Here is a 25,776-nt window from a genome sequence, read left to right as displayed (position 1 = left end):
CTGGCGGGAATACTTGCCGGATCTTGCTCAGTCCTTCGGCTTCAGGAGCCGCCGGGGCCCGGGACCCTCGGCCGCCAGCTTGTCGTAGGGGTTGCGCAGGCGGCAGCGCTCGATGGACAGGCAGCCGCAGCCGATGCAGTCGGTGAGCTGGTCGCGCAGCTGCGTCAGCTGCTCGATGCGCGCATCGAGCTCCTCGCGCCAGCTGCGCGACAGCCGCGTCCAGTCCGCCAGCGTCGGCGTGCGTCCTTCCGGCAGCTTCGCCAGCGCCGCGCCGATGGTCTCCAGGGGGATGCCCACGCGCTGCGCCACGCGGATGATCGCGATATGGCGCAGCGTGTCGCGCGTGTAGCGGCGCTGGTTGCCGGCATTGCGGCGGCTGCGGATCAGCCCCCGGCTCTCGTAGAAGTGCAGCGTGGAAACGGCGACGCCGCTGCGCTTGGCGACCTGGCCCACGCTGAGCTCGTCGAAGGGAGAAGGCATGTCCTTGACCTCAACTTAAGTTGAGGTTCTATGCTGATCCCCAGCCCTGAAGAGGTCAAGCATGAACAGCCCCGTCGTTGTCCGCCTGAAGGCCGCTGCCTCGTGCCCCGCGGCTCCCGCCGCCATGCGCGCTCTGCTGATCGAGGAATACGGCGGACCCGAGGTGCTGAAGATCGGCCGCCGCCCGCTGCCGGAGCCGGGTCCCGGCGAGTTGCGCGTGCGCGTGATCGCCGCCGGCCTGCAGCCGGTGGACGCGGCCCTGCGCCGCGGCTTCTTCGCGCAGGGCGGCGCCTTCACCTCCCGCCTGCCGGTGACGCCGGGCAACGAATTCTCGGGCCTGGTGGATCGCGTCGGCGAGGGGATCGGGCATTTCCGGCACGGCGAGGCGGTGCTGGGCTGGACGCTGCTCAATGCCTGCGCCGAGTACGTCGTGGTGCCGGCCGCGCAGTTGCTGCACAAGCCCTCGATCCTGTCCTGGGACGAAGCGGCGGCGCTGTCCGCCTCCGGGCAGACCGCGCATACCGCGCTGGAAGCGCTGGCGCTGAAGCGCGGCGAGACGCTGCTGGTGCACGGTGCCGCCGGCGGCGTCGGCAGCATGGCGGTGCAGCTCGCGCGGGCGCGCGGCCTGCGCGTGATCGGCACCGCCAGCACGCGCAACCACGACTACCTGCGCGTGCTCGGCGCCGAGCCGGTGGAGTATGGCGCCGGGCTGCTGGAACGCCTGCGCGCGATGGCGCCGCAAGGAATCGACGCGGCGCTGGACGCCGCCGGCGGCCAGGCCCTGTACGTATCGGTGGAGCTGGTGCGCCAGCGCCGCCGCATCGTCACGCTGGTGGATTTCATCAAGGCCGAGCTCTTCGGCGTGCAGGCGGTGCGCAGCCAGCGCTCCGCGGCACGCCTGGCCGAACTGCTGCAGCTGCAGGCCCAGGGCCAGCTGCGCGTGCACGTCTCCGGCCGCTACCCGCTGGAGGACGCCGCGGCCGCGCACCGCGAGATCGAGACCGGCCACGTCCGCGGCAAGCTGGTGCTGCGCATCGGGCGCGAGCCGTGAACCAGGGCCTGATGTCGCGCCCCCTACCGCGCGCTGGCCACCGGCATCGTCGCGCCGATCTCGCGGATCGGCTTCGAGTACCTCGCCATCACCACCGCGATGCCCGCCGTGGTGCGCTCTGGACGGCTTGCCGCTGTACACGCTGGCCTTCGGAGGACCGTGCCATGAAGGATCGCGGTTGAAGCCGCTCCCACAACGGCTTTTCAACCATCATCTTTCATGGCCCGGCGGCACCACAGGATGCCCGCCAGCACCACCGCGCCGCCCAGCGCCTGCTGCACGCCAAAATGCTCGCCCAGCAGCAGCCAGGCAAAGGCACCGGCGGCCAGCGGCTGCAGCAGCAGGCTGACCGACGAGAACGAGGCCGGCAGGTGCGCGAAGCCGTAGGCGATCAGGCCCTGGCCCATCGCATGCGACAGCAGCGCCAGGCCGGCCAGCACCGCCCAGCCCTGCGCGGACGCCGGCAGGATCGTTTCGCCCATCAGCAGGGCCAGCGGCAGCAGTACCACTGCCGCGCTGGCGCTGGTCCAGAACATCACCGCCAGCGTCGAGTGCAGCCGCCGCTGGCGGCTCAGCACCAGCAGGTAGCCGGCATAGAACAGCGAGGTGAGCACCGCCAGCAGGTCGCCGATCAGCGTCTGTCGCGATACCTCCAGGCTGTCGGCCATCAGCAGCAGCGCGCCCAGCAATGCCAGCAGGATGCCGCCGGCGAAAGCCGCGTTGACCCGCTCCTGCCACAGCAGCCAGGCCGCCAGCGTCACCCAGACCGGCGCGAGGTTGGTCAGCAGCGTGGAGTTGGCCACCGAGGTCCACAGGATCGACTGGTGCCAGACGGCAAGGTCGCCGACAAAGAACAGGCCGGCCAGGACCAGCCAGCCCAGCGAGCGGGCCCTGGCCGCGCCGAAGCCCTCCTTGCGCATCATCAGCAGCGCGAACACCGGTGCCGCCAGCGCCACGCGCCAGAAGGCGACCGCGGTAGGGCCCACGTCGGCCAGGCGCACGAAGATCGGCGCCAGGCCGATCAGGGACGCGCCGCCCAGCAGGGCCGTCAGGGGCGACAGCCGGCGGCTCAACGCGACTTCCAGCCTTGCAGCATCTCGTCGTAGCCGCGCACTTCGGTGCGGAAGCGCCGGTCCCAGAGTCCGAGGAAGCCGGCGTAGTTGCCGCGCACGCGCGCATGGTGGGCATCGTGGTGCAGCGCGCCGTCGGAGAACGGCAGCCAGCGCGTCGGCGACCAGGGGAAGGCGTAGCCGCAATGGCCCTCGGCCGCCTCCCATTGCCGGAACAGGATCCAGGTCCACAGCAGGGCGACATGCGCACCGAGCAGCGAAGGCCCGAGGAAGGCCAGCGATCCGGTCAGCACGTACTCCACCGGATGCATGTAATGGCCGGTGACGGCCCAGGGCGCCAGCACGCGGTGATGCCGGCCGTGCACGTTCGACAGCAGCCAGCGCGTGTGCATCGCGCGGTGCATCCAGTAGTAGAGGAAGTCGTCCAGGTAGATGCAGAACAGCAGCTGCAGCGGGAACAGCCACCACCAGCCGGCGGGAACCGGTCCGAGATGCACGCCCGACAGGCTCATCAGCGGCCAGGCGGCGAGGGTGACGGCCAGCATGCAGAGGTTGTTGCGCGCCCAGGCCCATAGCGACTCGCGCAGCATGCGCGGCCCCTGCACCAGGATGCCGCGGCGCTCCGCCTCTTCCTGCGACAGGGCAGAGGCACCGCGCGGGTTCTGGATCTTCCAGCGCCGTGCCCAGGCCGGGTCGCGCGCCGCCAGCGCCGTCAGCGGCAGCGCGAAGGCCAGGAAGCCGAAGGCGCTGAGCAGGACCGTGGCGAGGCCCACCCAGACGAAGCGCGGGTCGGCGTAGGCGGCGGCGATGAACTCAGGCATGGCGCACAGCTTACACCTGCCGCCCAAGCCGCCGGCTTGACGGCCATGGGGATTCACCGCGGCGGGTGATGCGGAAGAGGCGAACCTGCAGTGGGCATTTGCCCCGCTGGACGCCCGGCCGCGGAGGGCCGGGCCGGGGGTCAACGAGGGAGTTGCCGTCCCGCCGGTGTGGCATCCCTTAGCGTGGTCGCCGGTCCTTCGGCGGCTTGCAGGGCTCGCCCGGTTCGCAGCCCAGCAGCCTGCGCTCCTCCTCGCCCGGCGGCCGGTGCTGTTCACGCAGTTCGCGGAAGCGCTGGCGGATGCGCTCCTGCTCCTCCGGCGGCAGCCGGCGGAACTGCTCGGCGCGCTCGCGCAGGCGCTCGCGCTGCTCCGGCGTCAGGCGGCGGAAGCGGTCGCGCTTGTCGCGCATCTGCTGGCGCTCCTCCGGCGACATCTGGCGCCAGTGCTCCAGGCGCTGGCGCGCATGCTCGCGCTGCTCCGGGCTGAGCTGGGTCCAGCGCTCCGCGCCGCGGGCGAGGCGGTCCTGCTTCTCGCCGGGCAGGGCCGCCCACTGCTCGCGCATCGGTTCCAGCACCTCGCGCTGGGCGGGGCTGAGCTGCGCCCAGTCCGTGGCCGCCTGCCCCGGGCCCAGCCACAGCAGGCCCAGCAGGGCGACGAGGCTAGCGACGCTTCGCATCGGGCTTCTCCTGGCGTTCATCCTGTTCCTTGTCCTTTCCCGAAGCCCCGGCCCGCTGGTCGAACAGGCCTTGTGCCGCCTCGTCCGGCCACTCGGCCAGGAACTCCAGCAGCTCCGCGCTCGGCGCGGCGGCCTTGGGCGGCAGCGCCGCGGCGGCCAGCAGCAGCAGGCCCTCAAGCACGGCCCGCCTCCCGGTCCAGCCACTCGTACAGTTCCAGGTCCTGGTAGAAGTCCGGCGACTGCTCGTCGGTCAGCACGTCGAGCGCCTCGGACGCGACCGCGGTCCCCGCGGCCTGCGGCTGTGGCCCGGTCACCGGCGGAGCCCCTGGCAGCCACAGCGCCGCCACCAGCACCGCCGTGGCGGCGGCCGGTACGGCCCAGAGCCAGGGCCGGGCCGGGCGGCGGGCGGCATCGACCGCGCGGGCACGGGCGGCACGCAGCTTCGCGGCGGCCACCATGTCCAGCCGCTCGCTGTCGCGCAGCGCCTGGCGCAGCGCCTCCAGCCGCTCCTCTTGTTCGTTGTTCATGGCCAGACCCCCTCCAGTTCCTGGCGCAGCGCGGCGAGCGCGCGGTGCAGATGTGTCTTGACGCTGCCGTCGCTGCAGCCCATGGCGCGCGCCGTGTCCTCCACGCTGAGCCCCTCCCAGAGACGCAGCTCGAAGGCCTCGCGCTGGCGCGCCGGCAGGCTCCGCAGGGCCTGCTCCAGGCGGCGCATCTGCTCCACCTTCTGCAGTTCTTCCTGCGGGCCCGCCCCAGGTTCCGGGACCAAGGCCATCGGGTCCTCGTCCTCTTCTTCGTCCCGCGCCGGGGCACGCCAGAAGAACAGGCGGTTCTTCACCGTCTGCCGGCGCTGCCAGTCGCGGATGCGGTTCTCGACGATGCGGTAGAACAGCGCCGGCCATTCCTGCGCCGGGCGGGCCGCATAGCGCCGCGACAGCTGCAGCATGGCGTCCTGCACGATATCCAGGGCCTCGTCGCGGTCGCGCGTGGCGACTTCCGCCATGCGGAAGGCACGGCGCTCTACCGACGCCAGGAAAGCGTCGAGGGACTGGAGATCGGCGGTGCTCACCCCGCCGAGTTTACTGGTCAGCGTCGCGTCGACGGTCACGGCGGCGTTCAATGCGGTCACCCTTGGCGTCCAGGCGGTTCTCGACGCGCTCCCCCTTGCGGTCCAGGCGCTCATCGGCATGGTCGCCGCGACGATCCAGGCGGTCCTCGATACGGTCGCCCTTGTTTTCCAGGCGCTCGGCCCGGGCCTCGTTGCCATGGGCCTCGGCGCGGTCGGCGCGGCGGTCCAGGCGGTTTTCGATGCGCTCGCCCTTGGCGTCGAGACGCTCGTCGCGGCGGTCGCCCCGGCGGTCCAGGCGCTCCTCGATGCGCTCGCCCTTGGCATCCAGGCGCTTGTTCGCCGGGCTGTCGGCCAGGACCGGGGTGGCGGAAAAGGCCAGCGTCATCAGGCCGAAAACGGCGGATACTGGGGTTCTCATGGGACAATCTCCCTGCGGGCTGTGGTACGAGATAAAACGTGCCAACCGCGAACCGGTTGACCGGCCGAGTTTCGGTGCAGTGCAACATGCTTATGCACAACACCAGTGCGCCCGAATTCGGGCGGCGGTCAAGCCTTGACAGCTTCACAATGCAGTAATGTCGGTAGAAGTTACTGAATTGAATATGCTTATTTTCGAAGTTGCAGAGCCGCAAAGATGACGCTAGCCCGCCTCGACATGAGCCAGATTTACTAGCCGGAACTATCCCCAAATTTATCCACAGCCTCCGTGAGCCTCGAATTGGTGGCGGTTGCCGTCCCGGTGCCGCTCTACAAGACCTTCGATTACCTGGTGCCGGCGCGGCTGCGCGGACGGCTGCAGCCAGGCATGCGCGTCAAGGTGCCGTTCGGGCGCCGGCAGCTGGTGGGGGTGGCGCTGGAAGCGCCGCGCGAGGCGGGGGGTGACCTGGCGCAGTACCGCCATGTCGAGGAGCTGCTGGACGAAGAGACCCTGCTGCCGCGCGAAATGCTGGGCCTGGCGCGCTGGGCGGCGGACTACTACCGGCACCCGCCGGGCGAGGTGATCTGGGCGCTGCTGCCGGGCAACCTGCGCCGCGGCCAGCCGGCCCGGCTGCCGGACGACGCCGGCCTGCGCCTGACCCGCTCCGGCTCCGCCGCCCTGGCGGAACTGCCCAGCCGCAAGAAGGCCCTGCGCAGCCTGCTGCAGGCCCTGGGTCCCGGCCCGCAACCGCGCTCCGCCCTGCCGCGCGGCCCGGCCCTGGCCACCGCCCTGGAATCGGGCTGGGTGGAGACGGTGCCGGCCGCTGCCCTGCCGTTCACGCTGGCCGAAACACCGCCGGAGCTCACCCCCGAGCAGAGTGCAGCATGGACCGCGTTGCAGGCCACCGGCGGCTTCGACGTGGCCCTGCTGCAGGGCGTCACCGGCAGCGGCAAGACCGAGCTCTACCTGCGCCGGGTGGCGGAAGTGCTGGAGCGCGGCGGCCAGGCCCTGGTGCTGGCCCCCGAGATCGGCCTGACGCCGCAGCTGGTCGCGCGGCTGCAGCAGCGCTTCGGCGAGGGCGTGGCCGCCTTCCACTCCGGCATGAGCGAGGGCGAACGGACCAAAAGCTGGCTGCGCGCCCGCAGCGGCGCCGCGCGCGTCGTGGTGGGCACCCGCTCCGCCGTGTTCCTGCCCTTCGCCCGGCTGGAGCTGATCGTGATCGACGAGGAGCACGACCCCTCCTACAAGCAGCAGGAAGGCTTCCGCTACTCGGCCCGCGACGTCGCCGTGCTGCGCGCCCAGCGCCTGGGCATCCCGCTGATCCTGGGCAGCGCCACCCCGGCGCTGGAAACCCTGCACAACGCCCGGACGGGCCGCTACCGCCGCATCGAGCTGTCCGCACGCGTCGGCCGCGGCGCCCCGCCGCAGGTGCGCGCGCTGGACCTGCGCGGGCAGACGCTGCAGCACGGCCTGTCGGCGCCGCTGCTCGACAAGGTGCAGCAGCACCTCGACGCCGGCGGCCAGGCCCTGCTGTTCATCAACCGCCGCGGCTACGCGCCGATGCTGCTGTGCCACGACTGCGGCTGGATCGCCCCCTGCGCGCACTGCGATGCGCGCATGACCCTGCACCGCGGCCGCCGCCGGCTGATCTGCCACCACTGCGGTGCGCAGCAACCCGCGCCCAGCGCCTGCGCGAGCTGCGGCGGCAAGAACCTGCAGCCGGTCGGCGAGGGCACCGAGCGCATCGAGGACGCCCTGCGCAACCGCTTCCCGATGGTGCGCACCGAGCGCTTCGACTCCGATCGCCTAGCCAAGAAAGGCGAACTGGAACAGCTGCTTGCCGGCATCCGCAGCGGCGACATCCGGATCCTGGTCGGCACCCAGATCCTGGCCAAGGGCCATGACTTCCCCGGCCTGTCGCTGGTGGGCATCGTCAGCGCCGACCAGGCCCTGTACGGCGCCGACTTCCGCGCCGTGGAGCGCATGGGCCAGCTCGTCACCCAGGTGGCGGGCCGCGCCGGCCGCAGCGCCGGCATCCAGGGCGACGCCGCTCCGCCCGCGGAGGTCCTGCTGCAGACCCACGAGCCGGAGCACCCGGCCCTTCAGCAATTGATGCGGGGCGGCTATCCCGCCCTGGCCGAGCTGCTGCTGGCCGAGCGCGAGGCCGCCGGCCTGCCGCCGTACTCGCACCTGGCCCTGCTGCGCGCCGAGTCCATGGAGGCGGAACTGCCCCTGCGCTTCCTCGCCGCCGCCCGCGAGCTGCTGGCCCCGCATGCCGACGGCGTGATGCTGTCCGACCCGGTGCCGGCGCTGATGGAGCGCCGCGGCGGCTTCACCCGCGCCCAGCTCCTGCTGCAGTCCGGCAGCCGCGCCGCCCTGCAGAAACTGCTGGCCGCCTGCGTCACGCGGCTGGACGGATTGCCGGAAGCCAGGAAGGTCCGCTGGTCGGTGGACGTGGATCCGGCGGACCTTTTCTAGCAAGCCCCCACCCGTTCACACCGAGTAGCGCCGCGAAGCGTTGCGTATCGAGGTGCCGCGCGGGCCTCGATACACCGCTTCGCGGCACTCGGCATGAACGGTTCGGGAGTTAGTGCGCCAGGCTCCGCCCAAACACCAGCGTCAGCACGCCCAGCACCACGAACAGGCCCGCCGCCGCGAACCGGATCGGCTTCAGCGGCAGCCTGGACGCCAGGGCCGCGCCCAGGAACACCACTGGCACGTCCGCCAGCAGCATGCCGGTGGTGGTGCCCGCGACCACTGCCGCCAAGGCCTCGTACTTCACCGCCAGCACGGTGGTGGCAACCTGGGTCTTGTCGCCGATCTCGGCCAGGAAGAAGCAGAGCGTGGTGATCCAGAACACGCTGCGGCCGGCGCGCTCGGCCTCGTCCTGCTCGACGGTATCGGGCTTCAGCGCCCACAGGCCCACGCCGATGAAGGAGAAGCCGACGATCCAGGGCAGCCAGGCCGGGTCCAGCAGGCCGCGCAGCCACTGGCCGGCCAGGCCCGCCAGGGCATGGTTGAACAGGGTGGCGACGAGGATGCCCGCGATCAGCGCCCAGGGGCGATGCGGGAAACGGCTGGCGAGCAGCAGGGCGAGCAGCTGGGTCTTGTCACCGATCTCGCCGAGGAACACGGCGCCGGTCGAGACGAAAAAGGCTTCCACTTTGGATACTCCGGCCGGGCGCGAGATGGACGCAAGACACCCACGCAGGCGCCCGGCGGCGCAGCATGGCTGTCTTGGTCTCGCATGCCGGAAAGGCTGGATGCACCATGGCCATGAGGGCCAAGTATGTTGACGCATCCCCTCGCTTGCGCGAGGCGCTACTCCCCAAAAACGGTCGCGATCATACCCCAATAGGACCCCGAAGCCCATCCTTGGGGCCGGGGCCGGCTACAATTCGCACCTTAAACACCTGATTCAACGCTGATGAAAGCCCATTTGCACGACCTGCTGCGCGCCGCCCTCGACGCGCTGCTGGCCGAGGCCGGCACCGACGCCGCCCCGGCCATCCAGCTGGATGCCACCAAGGACGCCAAGTTCGGCGACTTCCAGACCAACCTCGCCCTGCAGCTGGCCAAGCCGCTGGGGCAGCCGCCGCGCGCCGTCGCCGAGAAGCTGGTGCAGAAGCTGCCTTCCTCGGCCCAGGTGGCCAAGGTGGAGATCGCCGGCCCCGGCTTCATCAACTTCTTCCTGAACCAGTCGGCCTTCCAGGCGGTGGTCGCCGAGGTGCTGAAGCAGGGCGCCGACTACGGCACCGACCGCAGCGGCAAGGCGGGGAAGATCATGGTGGAGTTCGTCTCCGCCAACCCTACCGGCCCGATGCACGTCGGCCACGGCCGCGGCGCCGCCTACGGCGACAGCATCTGCAACCTGCTGGCCGCCACCGGCTGGACCGTCTGGCGCGAGTACTACATCAACGATGCCGGCCGCCAGGTGGACATCCTCGCGATCTCGGTATGGATCCGCTACCTGGAACTCTGCGGCGTGACGCTGCCCTTCCCCAAGCGCGGCTACCCGGCCGACTACATCCGCCGCACCGCGCAGAAGGTGAAGGACGCCCACGGCGACGCGCTCAAGCGCGGGGCTGATGCGGTGCTCGACGGCCTGGCCGCCGAGCCGGTGGTGCCGGAGGGCGCCAGCGACAAGCAGAAGGAAGAGATCAAGCTGCAGCAGGAAGCCTACGCCGACACGCTGATCCAGCGCGCGCGCAGCCTGCTGGGCGAGGGCTATGCCCAGCTGCAGCGCATCGCGCTGGACGACCAGCTCGGCGTGATCCGCAAGACCCTGTCCGACTTCAACGTCGGCTTCGACCAGTGGTCCTCCGAGGCCGAGCTGGTGAAGAGCGGCTTCGTGGAGAAGGCCATCAAGCGCCTGCGCGACCAGGGCCTGGTCTACGACAAGGACGGCGCGGTCTGGATGAAGACCGAGGCCTACGGCGACGAGAAGGACCGCGTGCTGGTGAAGGCCGACGGCGCCGCCACCTACTTCTGCAACGACCTGGCCTACCACGTCGACAAGCTCGACCGGGGCTGGAACCTGCTGATGGACGTCTGGGGCGCCGACCACCACGGCTACATCGCCCGTGTGCGCGCCGCCATCGAGGCCCTCACCGGCCGCAAGGACGCGCTCAACGTCCAGCTGATCCAGTTCGTCACGCTGTCGTCCGGGCGCATGGGCAAGCGCAGCGGCAACTTCGTCACGCTGCAGGACCTGATCGACGAGGCCGGCACCGACGCCACGCGCTTCTTCTACCTGATGCGCGGACACGAGCAGCACCTGGAATTCGACATCGACCTGGCCCGCTCGCAGACCACCGAGAACCCGGTGTTCTACGTGCAGTACGCGCATGCGCGCATCTGCCGCGTGTTCGACCAGCTGGCCGAGAAGGGCGGCAAGTTCGACCCCGCCGCCGGGGTCGCCGCGCTGCAGCGCCTGGACAACGAGCACGAGAAGGCCCTGCTGACGCTGCTCAACCGCTACCCCGAGACGCTGCGCCGCGCCGCCGCCGACTACACGCCGCATACGCTGGTGTTCTTCCTCAAGGAACTGGCCGAGGGCCTGCACAGCTACTACAACGTGCACCGCTTCCTGGTGGAGGACGATGCCGAGCTGCAGAACGCCCGCCTGGCGCTGATCAGCGCCGTGGCGCAGGTGCTGCGCAATGCCTTGGGCATCCTGGGCGTCAGCGCCCCCGAGAAGATGTACCGCGAAGAGGTCGCTGAATAAATGGCACGCGATTACGCACACTCGCCGAAGCGCGGCGGCCGGCAGGCCAAGGGCCGCGGTGGCGGCGGTGGCGGCGGCATGCCCGGCTGGGTCTGGCTGATCTTCGGCCTGGCCATCGGCCTGGTGGTGGCGGCCTTCGTCTACATCAAGCGTCCGGCCGGCGGCATGCCCAGCGCGCAGCCGGCGGGCGAGATCACGGAAGAACCGGCAGCAGGGCCTGCCGCCAAGCCGAAGAAGGAACCGAAGGAGACGGTGAAGCTGCCGCCCAAGGAGAAGGCACGCTTCACCTTCTACGAGCTGCTGCCCAGCGAGGAAGTGGTGGTGCCGCGCGGCGACAAGGAAGCCGCCAAGACTCCCGCCGCCGGCGACGGCTCGACCTACGTCATCCAGGTCGCCTCCTACCGCGACCGCGAGGAAGCCGACAAACAGAAGGCCACGCTGGCGCTGCTCGGCATCGAGTCCCGCATCGAGACCGTCACCATCGACGGCTCCGACACCTTCTACCGCGTCCGCGTCGGCCCGCTGAAGGACTTCGGCAAGGTGCAGATCATCAGCAACCGCCTGGAAGACAACGGCATCCAGGCGATGGTGGTGAAGGTAAAGTGACCTCATAGCGTGGAGGGCCCCCCGCGCTGTGCGCGGGGGATCCTAGCGTCATGAGGTCCGTGGTCATCGTGGACACCAACCCGCTTTATCCTGGATTCGCCACCGAACCGCTCACACCGAGTAGCGCCGCGTATCGAGGTACGCCACCCTGCCTCGATACGCACGCTCCCCCTCGATAAGCCGCTTCGCGGCGCTCGGGGTCACGAGGCTACTCGGCACGAACGGTCGGGGCGGTGCTCATGAGGGGGCTCCTTCCGCCACGGCCCCCTGCAAGGCAGCCACCGGATCCAGCCGGTAGTAATCCGCCAGCAGCGCATACAGCTCGGCATGATGCCGCTGCAGTTCCTGCGGCCGCTGGAAGAAGGCTTCCGTGACCACGCCGAAGAACTCGCCGGGGCTTTCCGCGCCGTAGGGGTCCAGCACCGGCGGGCGGCGGTGGCGCTGCAGTCGGGCGTACTCCTTCTGCATGATCTCCGACCAGCGGCCGTAGTCCTGCAGGCGCGGCGCGCCATCGCCGCCGTGGTGCTCGTCGTCGAGCTGGTGGGCGAACTCGTGCACCACCACGTTGACGCTGTCGCCCAGCTGCGCCGCCTCGACATCGGTCCAGGACAGCAGCACGCGCTCGCCGGCCCAGGATTCGCCCAGGCGCTCCTCCGGGTCGTCCGGCACCAGGCCCATTTCGTCGGGCTCGGTCTGCGGCACCAGGAAGGCGTCGGGGTAGAGCAGCACGCTGCGCAGCTCGGGAAACACCTGCGCGTCCGGCCGCAGCAGCAGCAGGCCGGCATAACCGGCGATGGCCAGGCGCTGCTCGTCGCCGACCTGCTCAAGGCCGCCGCAGGGCACGAAGCGCTTGGTCTTCAGGAAGGTCTCGACGCGGGATTCGTACAGGGCGCGCAGCCCGGGCGGCACCCAGGCGGAAGGCGGCACCAGCTCCGCCAGGCGCGCCTGCCAGTGCTCCGGCAGCGGCTGCGCGGCCAGCGGCGCCGGCCGGAACAGGCGCCACAGCGCCAGCACGAGGCCGGCGACGACGAGCAAGCCGATCAGGCCCTGCGCGTCGCTCACCAGAACCCGCGCGGCTTGTCGCCGCTGCCTTCCTCGGCCTTTTCCTTCGCTTCCATTTCCTTCTGGCGCTTCTTCACCGACTCGCTGACCCGCAGGCGATACGCGGAGACGGCGCGCAGGGTCGCGAAGGGCCCCGCCAGCAGGATGACCACCAGCACGGCAACCCAGAAGAATTCAGCGCCCATGGCAACCTCCTGCTTGCAGGCAAGCTAAAGCGCCTGCAGGTTTGCGACCGACAACAGCAGCCACTTGTTCCCGGCGGTCTTGAACTTCACCTCGGCGCGCGCGCGGTCGCCATCGCCGTCGAAGCTCAGGATGGTGCCCTCGCCGAACTTGGCATGCTTCACGCGCTGGCCCAGCGAGAAGCCGCCGGGGCCGATGCTGCTTTCCTTGAGCAGGGTACGCGCCGCGTTCTGGCGGTCGTAGCCGGCGTAGCCGCCGCGCGGGTACTCGTCGCCGCCGCGGCCGCCGCCGCTGTTGCCGTAGCCGCCGCCACCTCGGGAATAGCCACCGCCGCCATAGCCGGACTCGCGCGCGATGAAGGCCGGGCGCAGCACCTGGGCGCGGGGCCGCGTCTCCTGCAGCGTCTCGGAAGGGATTTCCTTGAGGAACTGCGAGGGGCTGCCGATCTGCTCCACGCCGTGCACGCGGCGCACCTCGGCGTAGGACACGTAGAGCTGCTCGCGGGCACGGGTGATGCCGACGTAGCACAGGCGGCGCTCTTCCTCGATGTTGCCCTCCTCGATCGAGCGCATGTTGGGGAACAGGCCGTTCTCCACGCCCACCAGGAACACCACCGGGAACTCCAGGCCCTTGGCCGCGTGCAGCGTCATCAGCTGCACGCTCTCCTCGCCGGGTCCGGCCTGCTGCTCGCCGGCCTCCAGCGCCGCATGCGCCAGGAAATTGGTCAAGGGGTCCATCTCGGGCAGCTGGTCATCGCCCTGCGGCAACGGCAGCAGCTCGAAGCCGCGCGCGGCGCTGACCAGTTCGTCCAGGTTCTCCAGGCGCGATTCGGCCTGCTCGCCTTTCTCCTTGCGGTAGTGGTCGCGCAGGCCGGTACGCGCGATCACCAGCTCGGTGAGCTGCGACAGCGGCAGGTCCTTGCCCTCGGCCGCGATCGCGTCGATCAGCGCCATGAACTGGTTCACCGCGTTGGCGGAGCGCCCCAGGTGCTGCTGGCCGAGCTTGGCCGCCGCCCACAGCGAGATGTCCTGCTCGCGCGCCCAGAGGCGCAGCTTCTCGACGGTGGTGGCGCCGATGCCGCGCGGCGGCGTTCCCACCGCGCGCTCGAAGCTGGTGTCGTCGTCACGGATGTGCAGCAGCCGCAGGAAGGCCAGCGCGTCCTTGATTTCCTGGCGCTCGAAGAACTTCAGGCCGCCGGTGATGCGGTACGGCATGCGGTTGCGGATCAGGATTTCTTCCACCACGCGCGACTGCGCGCCGGTGCGGTAGAGGATCGCGTGATCGCTGTAGCGGCGGCGTCCTTCCACGCCGTCGCGGATGCGGTTGACGACGAATTCGGCCTCGTCGTACTCGTTGAAGGCGGCGTAGAGCTGGATCGCCTCGCCGTCGCCGCCGTCGGTCCACAGGTTCTTGCCCAGGCGCCCGCTGTTCTTCGCGATCAGCCCGTTGGCCGCGCGCAGGATGGTGCCGGTGGAGCGGTAGTTCTGCTCCAGGCGCACCACCTCGGTGCCGAGGAAGTCGCGCTGCAGGTGCAGCATGTTCTCCACGCGCGCGCCGCGCCAGGAGTAGACCGACTGGTCATCGTCGCCCACCGCGAACAGCACGCCGCGATCGCCGGCCAGCACGCGCAGCCAGTCGTACTGCAGCTTGTTGGTGTCCTGGAACTCGTCGACCAGCACGTGGCGGAAGCGCGTGCGGTAGTGGCGCTGGATATCCGGGTTGTCGCGGCAGAGCTCGTAGGCGCGCAGCAGCAGCTCCGCGAAGTCCACCAGCCCGCTGCGGCGGCACTGCTCCTCGTAGGCGGTGTAGACGCGCACGAACTGGCGCATCGCAAAGTCGCCGGTGTCCTGGATGTGCTCCGGGCGCTCGGCCTCTTCCTTGCGGGCATTGATCCAGCCCGTGAGGGCCTTGGCCGGGTATTTGTCCTCGTCCAGGTCCAGTGCCTTGATCACGCGCTTGACCAGGCGCTGCTGGTCGTCCGCATCCAGGATCTGGAAGTTCTGCGGCAGCCTGGCCTCCTTCCAGTGCAGGCGCAGCATGCGGTGCGCGATGCCGTGGAAGGTGCCGACCCACATCGAGCGCACCGGCACGTTGATCAGCTGCTCGATGCGGCCGCGCATTTCGTTGGCGGCCTTGTTGGTGAAGGTCACCGCCAGGATCGACTGCGGCGAGACGCCTTCCACCGCGATCAGCCAGGCCACGCGGTGCGTCAGCACCCGCGTCTTGCCGGAGCCGGCGCCCGCCAGCACCAGCCGGTGCTCCGGCGGCGCCGTCACCGCCTCGCGCTGGGCGGGGTTCAGGTCGCGGGTGAGGGCGACGACGCGGGGGTCGGTGGGGGGGAGGAAATCCATGCGGGTATTTTAGCCCTTTAGCGCGGAGGGCCGCGGCTGGCTTCGGTGCTCTGAATCCGCCCGTACTTCGACAGGCTCAGCACGAACGGATTCCTCTAGCCTTGGCTACACTTGACCGAACACTCCTGCCGTTCGCCCTGAGCCTGTCGAAGGGTGAACGGCCGCCCACCGGACCTCAGCTCATCGCCTTCTGGACCTACATCCTGCAGTGCGCCGACGGCTCCTACTACACGGGCCACACCGACGAGCTTGAGCGCCGCATCGGCCAGCATCAGGCCGGAGAGATTCCAGGCTGCTACACCCTGGACAAGCGCCCGGTGAAACTGGCCTGGTCGCAGGATTTCGCGAGCCGGGAGGAAGCCCTGGCTGCGGAGCAGCAGATCAAGGGCTGGAGCCGGGACAAGAAGCGAGCGTTGATCCGAGGCGACTGGGCAGACGTCTCCCGTCTGGCGCGCTCCAAATCCGCCCGCACTTCGACAAGCTCAGTACGAACGGATTTGGATAGCAAGGACCGCCAATAACACCCGTTCGTGCTGAGCCTGTCGAAGCATGAACGGCCAGGCCCTTCAATTCCTGCCAGGCCTCAGAACACCACCACCTGTCTTACCGCCAGCCCCGCCGCCAGCTTGTCGAAGGCCTCGTTGATCTCCTCCAGCCGGATAGTCTGCGTCAGCAGCTTCTCCACCGGCAGTTGCCCGGCCTGATGCAGGGCGATGAAGCGCGGGATGTCTCGGGTGGGCACACAGGAGCCCAGGTACGAGCCCTTCACCGTGCGTTCTTCCGCCACCAGGCTTACGGCGGAGATGGAGAACTGCTTGGACGGATGCGGCAGGCCCACGGTGATCGTGGTGCCGCCGCGGCGGGTGGCGGCGTAGGCCTGGGCCAGCACCTGCTCGTGGCCGACGCTCTCGATGGCGTGATGCACGCCGCCGGCCGTCGCTTCCTTGATCAGCGCCGCCACGTCCACGCCGGGGCCGGCCTGGATGCAGTGGGTGGCGCCCAATTCGCGGGCGAGCTCCAGCTTCTGCGGCACCACGTCCACCGCCACCAGCGGATAGGCGCCGGCGGCCTTGGCGCCGAGCACGGCGGACAGGCCGACGCCGCCCAGGCCGAACACCGCCACGCTCTCGCCGGGGGACACGCGGGCGGTGTTCACCACGGCGCCCATGCCGGTCATCACCGCGCAGCCGAACAGCGCCGCGATCTCGGGCTTCAGGGCAGGGTCGATCTTCACCGCCGAGCGGGCCGACACCACGGTGTGGTCGGCAAAGGCCGACACGCCCAGGTGATGGTTAAGCGGCTCCGCGTCATGCCAGCGGCGCTCGCCGGACAGCAGCGTGCCGGCGACATTGGCCTTGGCGCCGGGCTCGCAGAGCGCAGGGCGGCCGCTGGCGCAGGGCAGGCAGTGGCCACAGACCGGCACGAAGGAGAACACCACGCGGTCACCGGGCTTGAGGTCCGTCACGCCCTCGCCGGCCTGCACCACCTCGCCGGCGGCCTCGTGGCCCATGACCATGGGCATTACGCGCGGGCGCGAGCCGTCGATCACCGACAGGTCGGAATGGCAGAGGCCCGCGGCCAGCACCTTGACCAGGATCTCGCCGGGGCCCGGCGGGTCCAGCTCCACGGTCTCGATCACCAGGGGCTTGGACTGCGCGTAAGGGGCAGGCAGGCCCATCTGGCGCAGCACGGCGGCACGAACTTTCATGCGGACTCCTTGGACAGCTTCTGCAGCGCGGCACGCAGGGTCTCGGGCAACGGTGCGGGGCGGCGCGTCTCGCGGTCCACGAAGACGTGGACGAACCAGCCTTCGGCCGCCGGCTTGTCGTCGTCCTCGCGGAACAGGCCGATCTCGTAGCGCACGCTGGAGTTGCCCAGCTTCACCACGCGCAGGCCGGCGTTGACCGTCTCGGGGAACTCCAGCGGCGCGTCGAAGCGGCAGTGCGATTCCACGCAGAGACCGATGTTGGGGCCCCTGTGGATGTCCAGCCCGCCCTGGCGGATCAGGAAGGTGTTGATGACGGTGTCGAAGTAGCTGTAGTACTCGACGTTGTTGACGTGACCGTAGATGTCGTTGTCCTTCCAGCGGGTGGTGATGGGCTGGAAGTGCGGGTATCCGGCGCGGGCGCTCATTAAAGTCCTTATTCCTCTGACGCCTAACGGCTATTCAAGCAATCTAGAGCAGGATGCCTAGATGAGACGCTCAGCCTTTCATAGCCCTAGGGCGCTTGGCAATGGGCGCATAGATCGCGCTCATTAGATTGAAAGCTCTTCGCAAGGACTGGACACCACCGAACGGCAGGGGGGGGGTGCTGCCAGCAACCGCTTAGAATTTCTTGCGCAGCTTCACTCCTGCTGGTAATTAGCGTGTGGGTAGATCGTAGGACCCACTTTCGGAGATGACGTATGCCGCTATGCAAATTCTGTGGCGCCGATAGAAGGCTTATAAAAGCCCATATCATCCCCGAAGCATTCTTTCGACAGCTAAAAGTGCCAGGAGAAACTCCTATCTTGGTATCGAGTCGTAAGGGACATTTCAAAAAGAAGTCCCCCATAGGAGTTTACGACTCAAACATTCTTTGTGCCGAGTGCGAAGGTTTGTTCGCAGCTCCCGACAACTATGGCGCGAAAATTCTAATTCAAGAATTCGACTCGCTCTTCGAACCTGTGATCCGTCATGGTCGGATAGTTGCCTTCACTGGAAAAGGAATAGATCAAACTCTGCTTCAGAAATTCTTAGTAGGTACGCTTTGGCGAGCATCTGTGTCCGGGCAAGATTACTATTCCAATGTTCGCCTCGGGCCGTTGGAGGAGATGGCAAAAGCCGCATTTCTTGATCCCACGCATCCCGAGGCTCACAGATTCTCCTCACTTCTTTCTCGTTGGCAAGTCAGTAAAGAACGAGAAAGCCTTGCTGATGCAATGATGGACCCACTACCCGAAAAGTGGAATCAAGTACGTGCCTATAGGTTTTACTTCGGCCGGACTGTCGCATACATAAAGGCTGACAATCGAAAGTTCGGTCGAAATTTCCAGCAGCTGTCTCTTGGCGCACGTCTCGAGCCGGTTGCGATCACACGAGACTTCGACTCTAGTAAGGATTTCGCAGCGATGGTAAGAGTCGCTCGACTTCAGGCGAGAGCCGACGCTGAAATGGGTACTGCTTAGTCAGGTTTTCTTGAATCGAAATCAGGCTCAGTCCAGCAGCGGCGCCAGCGAACGCGGCCGCCAGCGGTAGACCTCGAGGTCGATCTTGCCCTTCACGATCTTCACGCCCTCGTTCTTCAGCCGCTTGAGCTGCTCGCGGTTGCCGCGGCTGCCTTCGGGCATGGAGCTCTTGCCCTGGGCGTTGATGATGCGGTGCCAGGGAATCTCCATGCCCGGCGGCACATGCGCCAGGGCCTGGGCGGTGAGGCGGGGACGCCTGACGAAGCCGGCCTCGGCAGCGATCTGGCCGTAGGTGGCGACGCGGCCCAGCGGCACGCGGCGGATGGTGGCCCAGATCTTCTCGAAGTCTTCCTGCAGCTTGCCCATGTTCAGATGCCCTCCGCGTCCACCACGGCCAGTGTGACCGTGGCCTTGGACTGCAGTTCGCGCCGGCCGTCGTCGAAGACACCCCAGACCGAGGACTCCACCACGCTGATGCGGCGTCCGGGCTTGAGCACCTCGGATTCGCAGCGGTAGCGCGGGGCGCGGCCGGGCCGCAGGACGTTGATCTTGAACTCCACCGTCAGCACCGCCTGGCCGGGCTGCAGCAGCGTGGTGGCCGCGGCGCCCGCCGTATGGTCCGCCAGCGTGGCGGCGGCCCCGGCATGCAGCAGGCCATGGTGCTGGGTGAGGTGCGGCGCCAGCGGGAATTCCGCGACGAGGCGGCCCGGTCCGGCCTCCACCACCTGGGCACCGAGGTTCTGGATGTAGGGCGCCGTCGCATAGATGCGGCGGGCTTCGTCGATGGCGGCGGCCTGGGCGGAACCGGCGGACATGGGCAGCATCCGGGACGCGGCGGGATGCCGCGGGGGAATCATAGCGCCGGGCCTTTCTTCCGTGGGAGCGGCTTCAGCCGCGATTTCCGGAGATCGCGGCTGAAGCCGCTCCCACATGTAAAAAACTAGCCCTTCAGGATGTCCCGCAGCGCCGTCACCAGCGCCCCGCATTGCTCATCCGTGCCGATGGTGATGCGCAGGAACTGCTCGATGCGGGCCGACTTGAAGTGCCGCACGATGATCTTGCGCTCGCGCAGCGCCGCCGCGAGCTGCGCGGCGTCATGTCCGGGGTGGCGCGCGAACACGAAGTTGGCGGCCGACGGCAGCACCTCGAAACCCAGTGTCGCGAGCTGCGCCGCCAGCCGTTCGCGGCTGGCGATCACCGCACCGCGGGTCCGGTCGAAGTACTCGCGGTCTTCCATGGCCGCCGTCGCGCCGGCCTGGGCCACGCGGTCCAGCGGGTAGGAGTTGAAGCTGTTCTTGATGCGCTCCAGGCCTTCGATCAGCTCCGGATGGCCCAGCGCGTAGCCCACGCGCATGCCGGCGAGCGAACGCGACTTGGACAGGGTCTGCACCACCAGCAGGTTGGGGTAGCGGTCCACCAGCGCCGCGGCGGACTCGCCGCCGAAGTCGATGTAGGCCTCGTCCACCACCACCACGGAGCCGGCGTTGGCGCGGAGCAGCGTCTCGATATCGGCCAGGGGCAGCAGGCAGCCGGTGGGCGCGTTCGGGTTGGGCAGGATCACGCCGCCGTTGGGCTGCGCGTAGTCCGCCACGCGGATGCGGAAGGCCGGGTCCAGCGGGACCTTGGTGAACGCCACGCCGTAGAGCCCGCAGTACACCGGGTAGAAGCTGTAGGTGATGTCCGGGAACAGGATCGGCCGCTCGTGCTTCAGCAGCCCCTGGAACACGAAGGCCAGCACCTCGTCGGAGCCGTTGCCGACGAACACCTGCGCGGCCTTCAGCCCGTGGAATCCGGCGATGGCGCCCTTGAGCGCATCCGCGTTCGGGTCCGGATACAGGCGCAGGGCCTCGTTCACCGCCGCCGCCATCGCCGCCATCGCCTTGGGCGAGGGCGGGTAGGGGTTCTCGTTGGTGTTGAGCTTGATCAGGTCCGCGATCTTGGGCTGCTCGCCCGGCACATAGGGCGTCAGGCCATGGACCACGGCGCTCCAGAAACGGCTCATCGCATTCCCTCTCTTACAGCTCGACCTGCGATTCCTTCTTTTCGATCTTGCCGCGCATGCGGATGTTGAGCATCTCGACGGCGACGGAGAAGCCCATGGCGACATAGACGTAGGCCTTGGGCACGTGGAAGCCCATGCCCTCGCCGATCAGCACCATGCCGATCATGATCAGGAAGGACAGCGCCAGGATCTTGATGGTGGGATGGCGCTCCACGAAGCGGCCCACCGCGCCGGAGAAGAACATCATCACGCCGATGGCGATGACGATGGCGGCCACCATGACCGGGATGTTGTTGGTCATGCCCACGGCGGTGATCACCGAGTCCAGCGAGAACACGATGTCCAGGATCATGATCTGCACGATGATGGAGGCGAAGCTGACGCTGGCCACCTTGCCGATCACGTCGTCCGGGCCGTGTCCGTCGCCCTCCACCGACTCGTGGATCTCCAGCGCGCTCTTGCCCAGCAGGAACAGGCCGCCGCCGATCAGGATGATGGCGCGGCCGGATACGCCGAAGTCGCCGACATGGAACAACGGCTCGGTCAGGCGTGCCACCCAGGCCAGCGACATCAGCAGCGCGATGCGCGTGAGGCAGGCGCCGGCCAGGCCGATGGTGCGGGCGCGGGCGCGCTGATGCTCCGGCAGCTTGTTCGCCATGATCGACAGGAAAATGATGTTGTCGATGCCGAGCACGATTTCGAGCGCGGCCAGGGTGATCAGGGCGATCCAGAGTTCGGGAGAGGTCAGGAATTCCATGGCGTTCAGGGCCTAAAAGAGGGGCGCATTCTAGCCGAGACGCTCGCAAGGGCCGGGCCGGCCATTCTTAACCAGCTGATATCAAATAGGAATCTCCGAACTCACGACAATCCGTTCGTGCCGGGTAGCCTCGTGAGGGGTCCCCTGTTGCCTGGTCCCTCACAGCGTCTTCATGTACTCGATCAGCGCCCTTCTCTCCTGGTCCGTCAGCACGCGGGTGAACTCGTGGCCGCCCTTGTCCTGGCTGTAGTAGAAGCTGTTGTAGACCTTGCGGTCCTCCACCTGGGCGTCGGTCAGGATCGGGGCGTTGATCAGGTTCCAGGCCAGGCCGCCGTTGGCCCAGACCAGTGAGAGCGCATCCTGGATGGTGGCGCCGTCGGGGTCGTCCTGGCAGTCGATGAAGGGCATGGAGCCCACGCCGCAGCTCAGGGTCTCGTACTTCCAGCCGATGTCGGTGCTGTCGTAGCCGGTGGCCAGCGCGGAGTCGAAGCCCATCACCACCTTGCCCTCCAGCCCGGCCGGCGCCGGCTTGGACAGTCGCCGCCAGATCGCGGGGCGGTCGGCGGGCTGCAGCACCTGCCAGAGGTTGGGCACCGCACCGTTGTGGAAGTACGGCGCCGTCGCCCAGACGCCGTAGAGCGGCGGCGCGAGGTAGCCCAGCTTGCGGTCGCCGCGCAGCGCGGTGTCGTTCCAGTCCGCGCAGAGCGATACGCCGTTCTCGTTCTTCTCGCCGTCGTTGTAGGCGAACCAGTTGCTGCGCGCGGCCAGGGCCACGAGCTGGCTGTTGCCGTCGAGGCGTCGGCGGTCGGTGCCGATCACCTCGATGGGCACGATGTTGGCGGCGATGCCTTCCAGCAGCGGCGTGTCGAGGTAGGCCGGGTCGTGCACGAAGCGCGGCGAATAGGCGCCGTGGCAGCTCGCGCAGGAGCCGTTGCCTCCCGGCGGCTTCGGCACCGGATTGTTGAGCTTGGCAGCCCAGAGGTCCTTGCTGTGGAACAGGATCGCGCCCTGTTGCGCCAGCGCGGTGTCGATCTCGCCGAGCTTGTTCTCCGGCCAGGCAGGGGACTTCAGCGACATGATCCAGGCATCGCTGTCCTGCTGGTGGTCGAGAATCCATTGCTTGTCCGCCGCCATGTCGAAGTGGAACGGCGTGTTGGGGAAGTGGAAGGACAGCTCGATGCGCTTGGCATCCATCACCTGGCCGCCGTCGAAGAACTTGGCGGAGCGGCTGCCCACGTTCCACCAGACCGGCGGATCCTCGGTGCCGGTGGAAGGCTGCGTCTGGATGGAGAGATAGCCGGGCAGGCCCGGCACGTCGGTGATCGTCAGCGTACCGAAGAGCTGGAAGTTGGTGATGTTGCCGGTGCCGCGCACCTTGTTCTGCGAGATCAGCGCCAGCGCGCTCTGTTGCGGCGCCAGCCGCGCGAGATCGCTGAACATCACGGTGATATCGGACAGCGAGTTGGTGCCGTACATCGCGCCCAGGCCGGGGCCGTCGCCCTTGTCGCCCACGCCGCCGCCGTGGCAGATGCTGCAGGTGACGTTGAGCTTGCCGGTCCAGCTGCCGTCCTCGTTGCGCAGCTGCGTGACGCCCATCGGCAACTGGCCGCTGCCGCCGGGCTTGAGCGGATCATTGGGATCTTCGTCCGGCAGCGGATAGGGATTGGGCGTGGGCGAGAGCGGCATGCCCCAGCGCTCCGCCACCAGTTCGTCGAAATTCTGCGGGCGCGCGTCCAGCTTCCAGACGCGGTCCCACATCTGGTTGTAGAGCTCCGCGTCGAAGGCATAGAACGCCGTCGGATAGTTGCCGCCGAAGAAATGGCCGGCGCCCACCTCGCCGTCGCTGGCCACCAGCGGGTAGCCGCGCTCGGAGCGCGCGCGCAGTTCGCCGCAGGTGCCCGGGTGGTTGTCCTCCTGGCAGGTCTGCCACCAGGCGTTCATGTACACGGCCTTGCCGGCATTGACGCCCGGCGTCACGAGCTCGCGCGGGTCCGGCGGCACCTCGGTATTGTCCGGCTTGCCCTCGCAGTAGTCGAACCAGTAGTGCCCACCGCGGCGGCTGCCCAGCAGCGGCCGCTCCACCACCGCGCCGCCGCCGATGCTGCTCAGCAAGCCGGCGCAGGCACTCTCGTCCTCGAAGCACTTGAGCAGCACGTCCATGGCCTTGTAGGCGTCGCTGCCCACCGGCCAGGGCGCGCCGCCGCTGTGCGGGGTTTCCTGGCCCGAGGCCATCAGCAGGATGCGCGAGGTGGGGTTGTTCCTGCCCAGGCGCTCCCAGCTCAGCCGCAGCAAGGCCATGTCCTGCGACTTGTCGGTGGGATGGAGCATGAAGTCCTGCCCGTCCTCGACGTCGCCGGCGCCGCCGTCGATGTGGCAGCTGCGGCAGAAGTCCAGGCGCGGCTGCACCTGGCCGCTGAAGAGTTCGCCCATGCTGCGGGGCGAGTTACCGCCGCCGGAAACACCGTTGCTGCGGCCGCTGTACTCGCCGCAGGCGGCCAGCAGCAGGGCCGGGAGCAGGACGGCGGCGACGCGAAGGCCCACTTGGGTTTTCATGTGTCAGTCCTCGGGTGACTGGGCGACATGCCGGTCCTCACCGGCTGGCGCCTTTGGCATTGAAGATACCCGCGTACGAAACCCGTCGCCAGCAAGCCGGCTCCCGCAGGGATCGAATGGCAGGACACCCCTGGTCATGGCCGCCGACGGCTACAGCGTCTTCAGGTACTCGATGATCGCGCGCCGCTCGGTGTCGCTCAGCGCGCGCGTGAAATCATGCCCGCCGTTGCTCTTGGCGAACTGATGGCTGTTGAAGATCATCCGCTCCTGCACCGCGGCACGGCCCAGCGGCGGCGTGACCTGGTAGCCGAGGCTGTTGAGCGTGCCCGGCACGGTGTTGATGAATTCCACCAGCGCGGTGAGGGCCGGCGGCGCGTTTTCCGGCTCGCAGGACACATAGGGCAGGCCGCCCGCGCCGCAGATCAGCACGTCGTGCTTCCAGCCCAGGCGGTCGGCATCGTAGGCGGCCGCGCCGGTCTCCAGGCCCTGCTCGCCCAGCTCCGCCGTGAGCTGTCGGCGCCACACCGCGGGACGGGCGTCCGGATCCAGCAGGCTCCAGACATCCGGAACCGAAGCGTTGTGCAGGTAGGGCGCCGTTGCCCAGATGCCGTGCAGCGGCGGGGAGAGGTAGCCCACCGCGTCCTCCGGCAGGGCGCCCTGCCAGGTGCAGGCCCCCTTCACGCGCGTGCCGGTGAACACGGCGAAATCGTCCAGGCGCTCCTGCAGCGCGTTCTTCTGGTCCGGCGCCACGTAGCCTTCCGAGCCCTCGGGGTACGAGAACCAGGAGCTGCTCATCAACTCCAGCAGCGGCTTGGTGAAACCATCCAGCCGCTGCCGGTCGGTGCGGATCTGCTCGATGGGCGCGATATAGCCGGCCATGCCGCGCAGCCGCGGATCCTCGAGGAAGGCCGGATCGTGGGCGTAGCGCTCCGAGTACACGCCGTGGCAGCCGGCGCAGGAGCCGTTGGTGGGCGGCCGGGGAATGTCGCCGTTCTTGCCCGAGGCCCAGAGGTCCTTGGCGTGGAACAGGATCGCACCCGCCTGCGCCAGCGGCTCGTTCACCGTTCCCGGGTATGGCGGCGAACGCAGCGACTCGATGTAGGCCTGCGTGTCGATGCTCTGCGTCTCGATGATCTCGCGCTGCCGGCGGTTGTGCTCCTTGTCCATGCCCAGCGGCGACTCCAGCGGCCGCAGCAGGTTGAGGATGGCGCTGTCGAGCCGCGCCGCGTCGTAGGAGAAGCCGCCGTCCCAGAACTTGCGCGGCCGGTGGCTGGCGTTCCACCAGGCCGGCATCTTGGTGTCGCCCGCGCCGGAGGTGTTGCCGGGCAGCTGCATCAGCAGCGTGCTTTCCGGACGCAGGCCCAGCGAGTCGATGTCGAGAAGGCCGATCAGCAGGCCCGAGAGTCCTTCCGCGTTGGTCACGCCGCGCGTGTCGTTGAGGCCGATGGGCAGCAGCGGGATCAGCAGGTCCGACAGCAGCAGCTGCATGTCTGCCGTGTTGGCGCCCAGGCCGGAGACGAAGTCCTTGCCGGCCACGTCCAGCTCGCCGCTGTGGCAGATGTCGCAGGTGATGCCGATGGTGCCGGTGTAGTGGCCGTCCGCGTCCTTCACCTGCGTGAGGCCCGCGGGCAGTTCGCCGGAGCCGCCGTTGCTGGCCAGCGGGTCCTCGTCCGGCAGCGGATAGGGATTGGGGAAGGACGCCTGGGGCAGGCCGTAGCGGCGCCGCGCCTGCGCGTCGAAATCCGCCGGCCGCGCGGCAAGGCCCCAGCGCTGCCAGAGGTTGTTGTAGGAGCTGGCGCTGACCAGGCCGCGGCCGTGGAAGCTCATCGCCAGGCCCGTGCGCATCAGCGCCTCGCCGGCCTGCGCGCGGCGGCGGTACTCGCCGCAGTTCTGCGGCTTGCGCCGCGGGTTGCTGGACGGGCCGGTGCAGTCCTGCCACCAGGCGTTGAAGGCCACCGCCCGGCCCTGGTTCACGCCGGGGCGGATCAGCTCGCGCGGGTCCTGCGGCAGCGTCGCCGTGTCCGGCTGCCCTTCGCAGAACTCGTCCATGAAGGAGCGTGCATGGGTGCTGCCGAGCAGCGCGCGCTCCTGCACCGGCGGCTCCGTCCCGCCCCCGGTGTCCTCGCGGCCGCCGGCCGCCGCGCCGGGCGCATCGCTGCGCGAGCAGGCCGACAGCGCCAGGCCGCCGCAGAGCACCGCCACCATCCAGGCTTGCCGCATCGTCTCTCCTCCCGACCGGGGGTCCGGCGTCGGCCTCTTGGCGAGCCGCCCAACCAGAAACC

26 protein-coding genes and 1 riboswitch are annotated in these 25,776 nt (G+C 68.8%); of the genes, 6 read left to right on the top strand and 20 right to left on the bottom strand.

The genetic code is table 11. From position 1 onward, the window contains the following. Window positions 1-27: 27 nt before the first annotated feature. A complete protein-coding gene (gene soxR / locus C3942_RS05695; protein ID WP_104229394.1) occupies window positions 28-480 on the bottom strand; it encodes a redox-sensitive transcriptional activator SoxR in 453 nt (150 codons plus the stop codon). 124 nt (window positions 481-604) lie between these two features. Here soxR and C3942_RS05690 point away from each other — a divergent pair, with 124 nt between their 5' ends. Then, on the top strand, window positions 605-1,531 hold the full coding sequence (locus C3942_RS05690; protein ID WP_104229393.1) for an NADP-dependent oxidoreductase: 927 nt from the start codon (window positions 605-607) through the stop codon (window positions 1,529-1,531). Window positions 1,532-1,734: 203 nt separating this feature from the next. Here the strand turns inward: C3942_RS05690 and C3942_RS05685 are convergent, their stop codons facing one another. The 7 genes from C3942_RS05685 to C3942_RS05655 all read right to left on the bottom strand — a co-directional run bounded on the left by C3942_RS05685 (window position 1,735) and on the right by C3942_RS05655 (window position 5,585). Next, the gene (locus tag C3942_RS05685; RefSeq protein ID WP_207765980.1) at window positions 1,735-2,604 is read right to left on the bottom strand and encodes a DMT family transporter; all 870 of its coding nucleotides are present in this window, start codon (window positions 2,602-2,604) and stop codon (window positions 1,735-1,737) included. Beyond that, a complete protein-coding gene (locus C3942_RS05680) occupies window positions 2,601-3,422 on the bottom strand; it encodes a sterol desaturase family protein (RefSeq protein WP_104229392.1) in 822 nt (273 codons plus the stop codon). The genes C3942_RS05685 and C3942_RS05680 overlap by 4 nt, the downstream gene beginning before the upstream one ends. 178 nt (window positions 3,423-3,600) lie before the next feature. After that, window positions 3,601-4,098, bottom strand: a complete 498-nt coding sequence (locus C3942_RS05675) for a DUF3106 domain-containing protein (protein ID WP_165797334.1) — start codon at window positions 4,096-4,098, stop codon at window positions 3,601-3,603. Next, the gene (locus C3942_RS05670; protein WP_104229390.1) at window positions 4,082-4,279 is read right to left on the bottom strand and encodes a hypothetical protein; all 198 of its coding nucleotides are present in this window, start codon (window positions 4,277-4,279) and stop codon (window positions 4,082-4,084) included. Before C3942_RS05670 ends, C3942_RS05675 begins: the two co-directional genes overlap by 17 nt. After that, window positions 4,272-4,625 carry a hypothetical protein gene (locus C3942_RS05665; RefSeq protein WP_104229389.1) on the bottom strand — a complete coding sequence of 118 codons (354 nt, stop codon included), beginning with the start codon at window positions 4,623-4,625 and terminating at the stop codon, window positions 4,272-4,274. Before C3942_RS05665 ends, C3942_RS05670 begins: the two co-directional genes overlap by 8 nt. After that, on the bottom strand, window positions 4,622-5,218 hold the full coding sequence (locus C3942_RS05660) for an RNA polymerase sigma factor (RefSeq protein ID WP_104229388.1): 597 nt from the start codon (window positions 5,216-5,218) through the stop codon (window positions 4,622-4,624). The genes C3942_RS05665 and C3942_RS05660 overlap by 4 nt, the downstream gene beginning before the upstream one ends. After that, window positions 5,178-5,585 carry a hypothetical protein gene (locus tag C3942_RS05655; RefSeq protein ID WP_104229387.1) on the bottom strand — a complete coding sequence of 136 codons (408 nt, stop codon included), beginning with the start codon at window positions 5,583-5,585 and terminating at the stop codon, window positions 5,178-5,180. The genes C3942_RS05660 and C3942_RS05655 overlap by 41 nt, the downstream gene beginning before the upstream one ends. Window positions 5,586-5,873: 288 nt before the next feature. Here C3942_RS05655 and C3942_RS05650 point away from each other — a divergent pair, with 288 nt between their 5' ends. Beyond that, window positions 5,874-8,063: a primosomal protein N' gene (locus C3942_RS05650; protein WP_104229386.1), complete on the top strand. Its 2,190-nt coding sequence runs from the start codon at window positions 5,874-5,876 to the stop codon at window positions 8,061-8,063. Between the two features lie 109 nt (window positions 8,064-8,172). Here C3942_RS05650 and C3942_RS05645 read toward each other — a convergent pair whose 3' ends face one another. Then, window positions 8,173-8,748, bottom strand: coding sequence for a TMEM165/GDT1 family protein (locus C3942_RS05645; protein WP_104229385.1), 576 nt, complete (start codon window positions 8,746-8,748; stop codon window positions 8,173-8,175). Between the two features lie 7 nt (window positions 8,749-8,755). Further along, window positions 8,756-8,927, bottom strand: a riboswitch (yybP-ykoY riboswitch). A gap of 85 nt (window positions 8,928-9,012) precedes the next feature. On the opposite strand from C3942_RS05645, the gene argS reads away from it, so the two are divergent. Both argS and C3942_RS05635 read left to right on the top strand, forming a co-directional pair. Further along, on the top strand, window positions 9,013-10,812 hold the full coding sequence (gene argS / locus C3942_RS05640) for an arginine--tRNA ligase (protein WP_104229384.1): 1,800 nt from the start codon (window positions 9,013-9,015) through the stop codon (window positions 10,810-10,812). Then, complete coding sequence (locus C3942_RS05635; RefSeq protein WP_104229383.1) at window positions 10,813-11,418, top strand: SPOR domain-containing protein; 606 nt, start codon at window positions 10,813-10,815, stop codon at window positions 11,416-11,418. It abuts the gene before it with no gap. A gap of 237 nt (window positions 11,419-11,655) precedes the next feature. Here the strand turns inward: C3942_RS05635 and C3942_RS05630 are convergent, their stop codons facing one another. Genes C3942_RS05630 through uvrD form a run of 3 tightly spaced genes read right to left on the bottom strand, consistent with a single transcriptional unit; the run spans window position 11,656 to window position 15,014 of the window. Continuing rightward, window positions 11,656-12,480 carry a M90 family metallopeptidase gene (locus C3942_RS05630; RefSeq protein ID WP_243393523.1) on the bottom strand — a complete coding sequence of 275 codons (825 nt, stop codon included), beginning with the start codon at window positions 12,478-12,480 and terminating at the stop codon, window positions 11,656-11,658. After that, window positions 12,477-12,665 carry a hypothetical protein gene (locus C3942_RS05625; protein WP_104229382.1) on the bottom strand — a complete coding sequence of 63 codons (189 nt, stop codon included), beginning with the start codon at window positions 12,663-12,665 and terminating at the stop codon, window positions 12,477-12,479. The genes C3942_RS05630 and C3942_RS05625 overlap by 4 nt, the downstream gene beginning before the upstream one ends. Before the next feature lie 24 nt (window positions 12,666-12,689). Continuing rightward, the gene (uvrD, locus tag C3942_RS05620) at window positions 12,690-15,014 is read right to left on the bottom strand and encodes a DNA helicase II (RefSeq protein WP_104229381.1); all 2,325 of its coding nucleotides are present in this window, start codon (window positions 15,012-15,014) and stop codon (window positions 12,690-12,692) included. A gap of 101 nt (window positions 15,015-15,115) precedes the next feature. Here uvrD and C3942_RS05615 point away from each other — a divergent pair, with 101 nt between their 5' ends. Further along, window positions 15,116-15,535, top strand: a complete 420-nt coding sequence (locus C3942_RS05615; RefSeq protein ID WP_207765979.1) for a GIY-YIG nuclease family protein — start codon at window positions 15,116-15,118, stop codon at window positions 15,533-15,535. Window positions 15,536-15,597: 62 nt separating this feature from the next. Here the strand turns inward: C3942_RS05615 and C3942_RS05610 are convergent, their stop codons facing one another. Continuing rightward, on the bottom strand, window positions 15,598-16,722 hold the full coding sequence (locus C3942_RS05610; protein ID WP_104229380.1) for a zinc-dependent alcohol dehydrogenase family protein: 1,125 nt from the start codon (window positions 16,720-16,722) through the stop codon (window positions 15,598-15,600). Further along, window positions 16,719-17,147, bottom strand: coding sequence for an acyl-CoA thioesterase (locus C3942_RS05605; protein WP_104229379.1), 429 nt, complete (start codon window positions 17,145-17,147; stop codon window positions 16,719-16,721). The genes C3942_RS05610 and C3942_RS05605 overlap by 4 nt, the downstream gene beginning before the upstream one ends. 273 nt (window positions 17,148-17,420) lie before the next feature. Here C3942_RS05605 and C3942_RS21975 point away from each other — a divergent pair, with 273 nt between their 5' ends. Then, the gene (locus C3942_RS21975; RefSeq protein ID WP_133164239.1) at window positions 17,421-18,182 is read left to right on the top strand and encodes a hypothetical protein; all 762 of its coding nucleotides are present in this window, start codon (window positions 17,421-17,423) and stop codon (window positions 18,180-18,182) included. A 27-nt stretch (window positions 18,183-18,209) separates the two neighbouring features. Here C3942_RS21975 and C3942_RS05600 read toward each other — a convergent pair whose 3' ends face one another. The 6 genes from C3942_RS05600 to roxC form a co-directional block, all read right to left on the bottom strand. Further along, window positions 18,210-18,548: an MGMT family protein gene (locus C3942_RS05600; protein ID WP_104229378.1), complete on the bottom strand. Its 339-nt coding sequence runs from the start codon at window positions 18,546-18,548 to the stop codon at window positions 18,210-18,212. Between the two features lie 2 nt (window positions 18,549-18,550). Then, window positions 18,551-18,997: a PaaI family thioesterase gene (locus C3942_RS05595; RefSeq protein WP_104229539.1), complete on the bottom strand. Its 447-nt coding sequence runs from the start codon at window positions 18,995-18,997 to the stop codon at window positions 18,551-18,553. Window positions 18,998-19,122: 125 nt separating this feature from the next. Then, window positions 19,123-20,184 carry a histidinol-phosphate transaminase gene (gene hisC, locus C3942_RS05590; protein WP_104229377.1) on the bottom strand — a complete coding sequence of 354 codons (1,062 nt, stop codon included), beginning with the start codon at window positions 20,182-20,184 and terminating at the stop codon, window positions 19,123-19,125. A 13-nt stretch (window positions 20,185-20,197) separates the two neighbouring features. Then, window positions 20,198-20,941 (bottom strand): TerC family protein, encoded by a 744-nt coding sequence (locus C3942_RS05585; protein WP_104229376.1) that lies wholly within the window; start codon window positions 20,939-20,941, stop codon window positions 20,198-20,200. 159 nt (window positions 20,942-21,100) lie between these two features. Further along, window positions 21,101-23,494 (bottom strand): rubber dioxygenase RoxB, encoded by a 2,394-nt coding sequence (gene roxB, locus C3942_RS05580; protein ID WP_133164238.1) that lies wholly within the window; start codon window positions 23,492-23,494, stop codon window positions 21,101-21,103. A gap of 150 nt (window positions 23,495-23,644) precedes the next feature. Next, window positions 23,645-25,714, bottom strand: coding sequence for a putative rubber dioxygenase RoxC (roxC, locus tag C3942_RS05575; protein ID WP_165797332.1), 2,070 nt, complete (start codon window positions 25,712-25,714; stop codon window positions 23,645-23,647). Between the last annotated feature and the right edge of the window lie 62 nt (window positions 25,715-25,776).

The sequence above is a fragment of the Solimonas fluminis genome, from assembly GCF_002930645.1.
GTDB classification, from domain to species: Bacteria; Pseudomonadota; Gammaproteobacteria; order Nevskiales; family Nevskiaceae; genus Solimonas_A; species Solimonas_A fluminis.
This window is presented reverse-complemented; position numbering and strand designations above follow the sequence as displayed.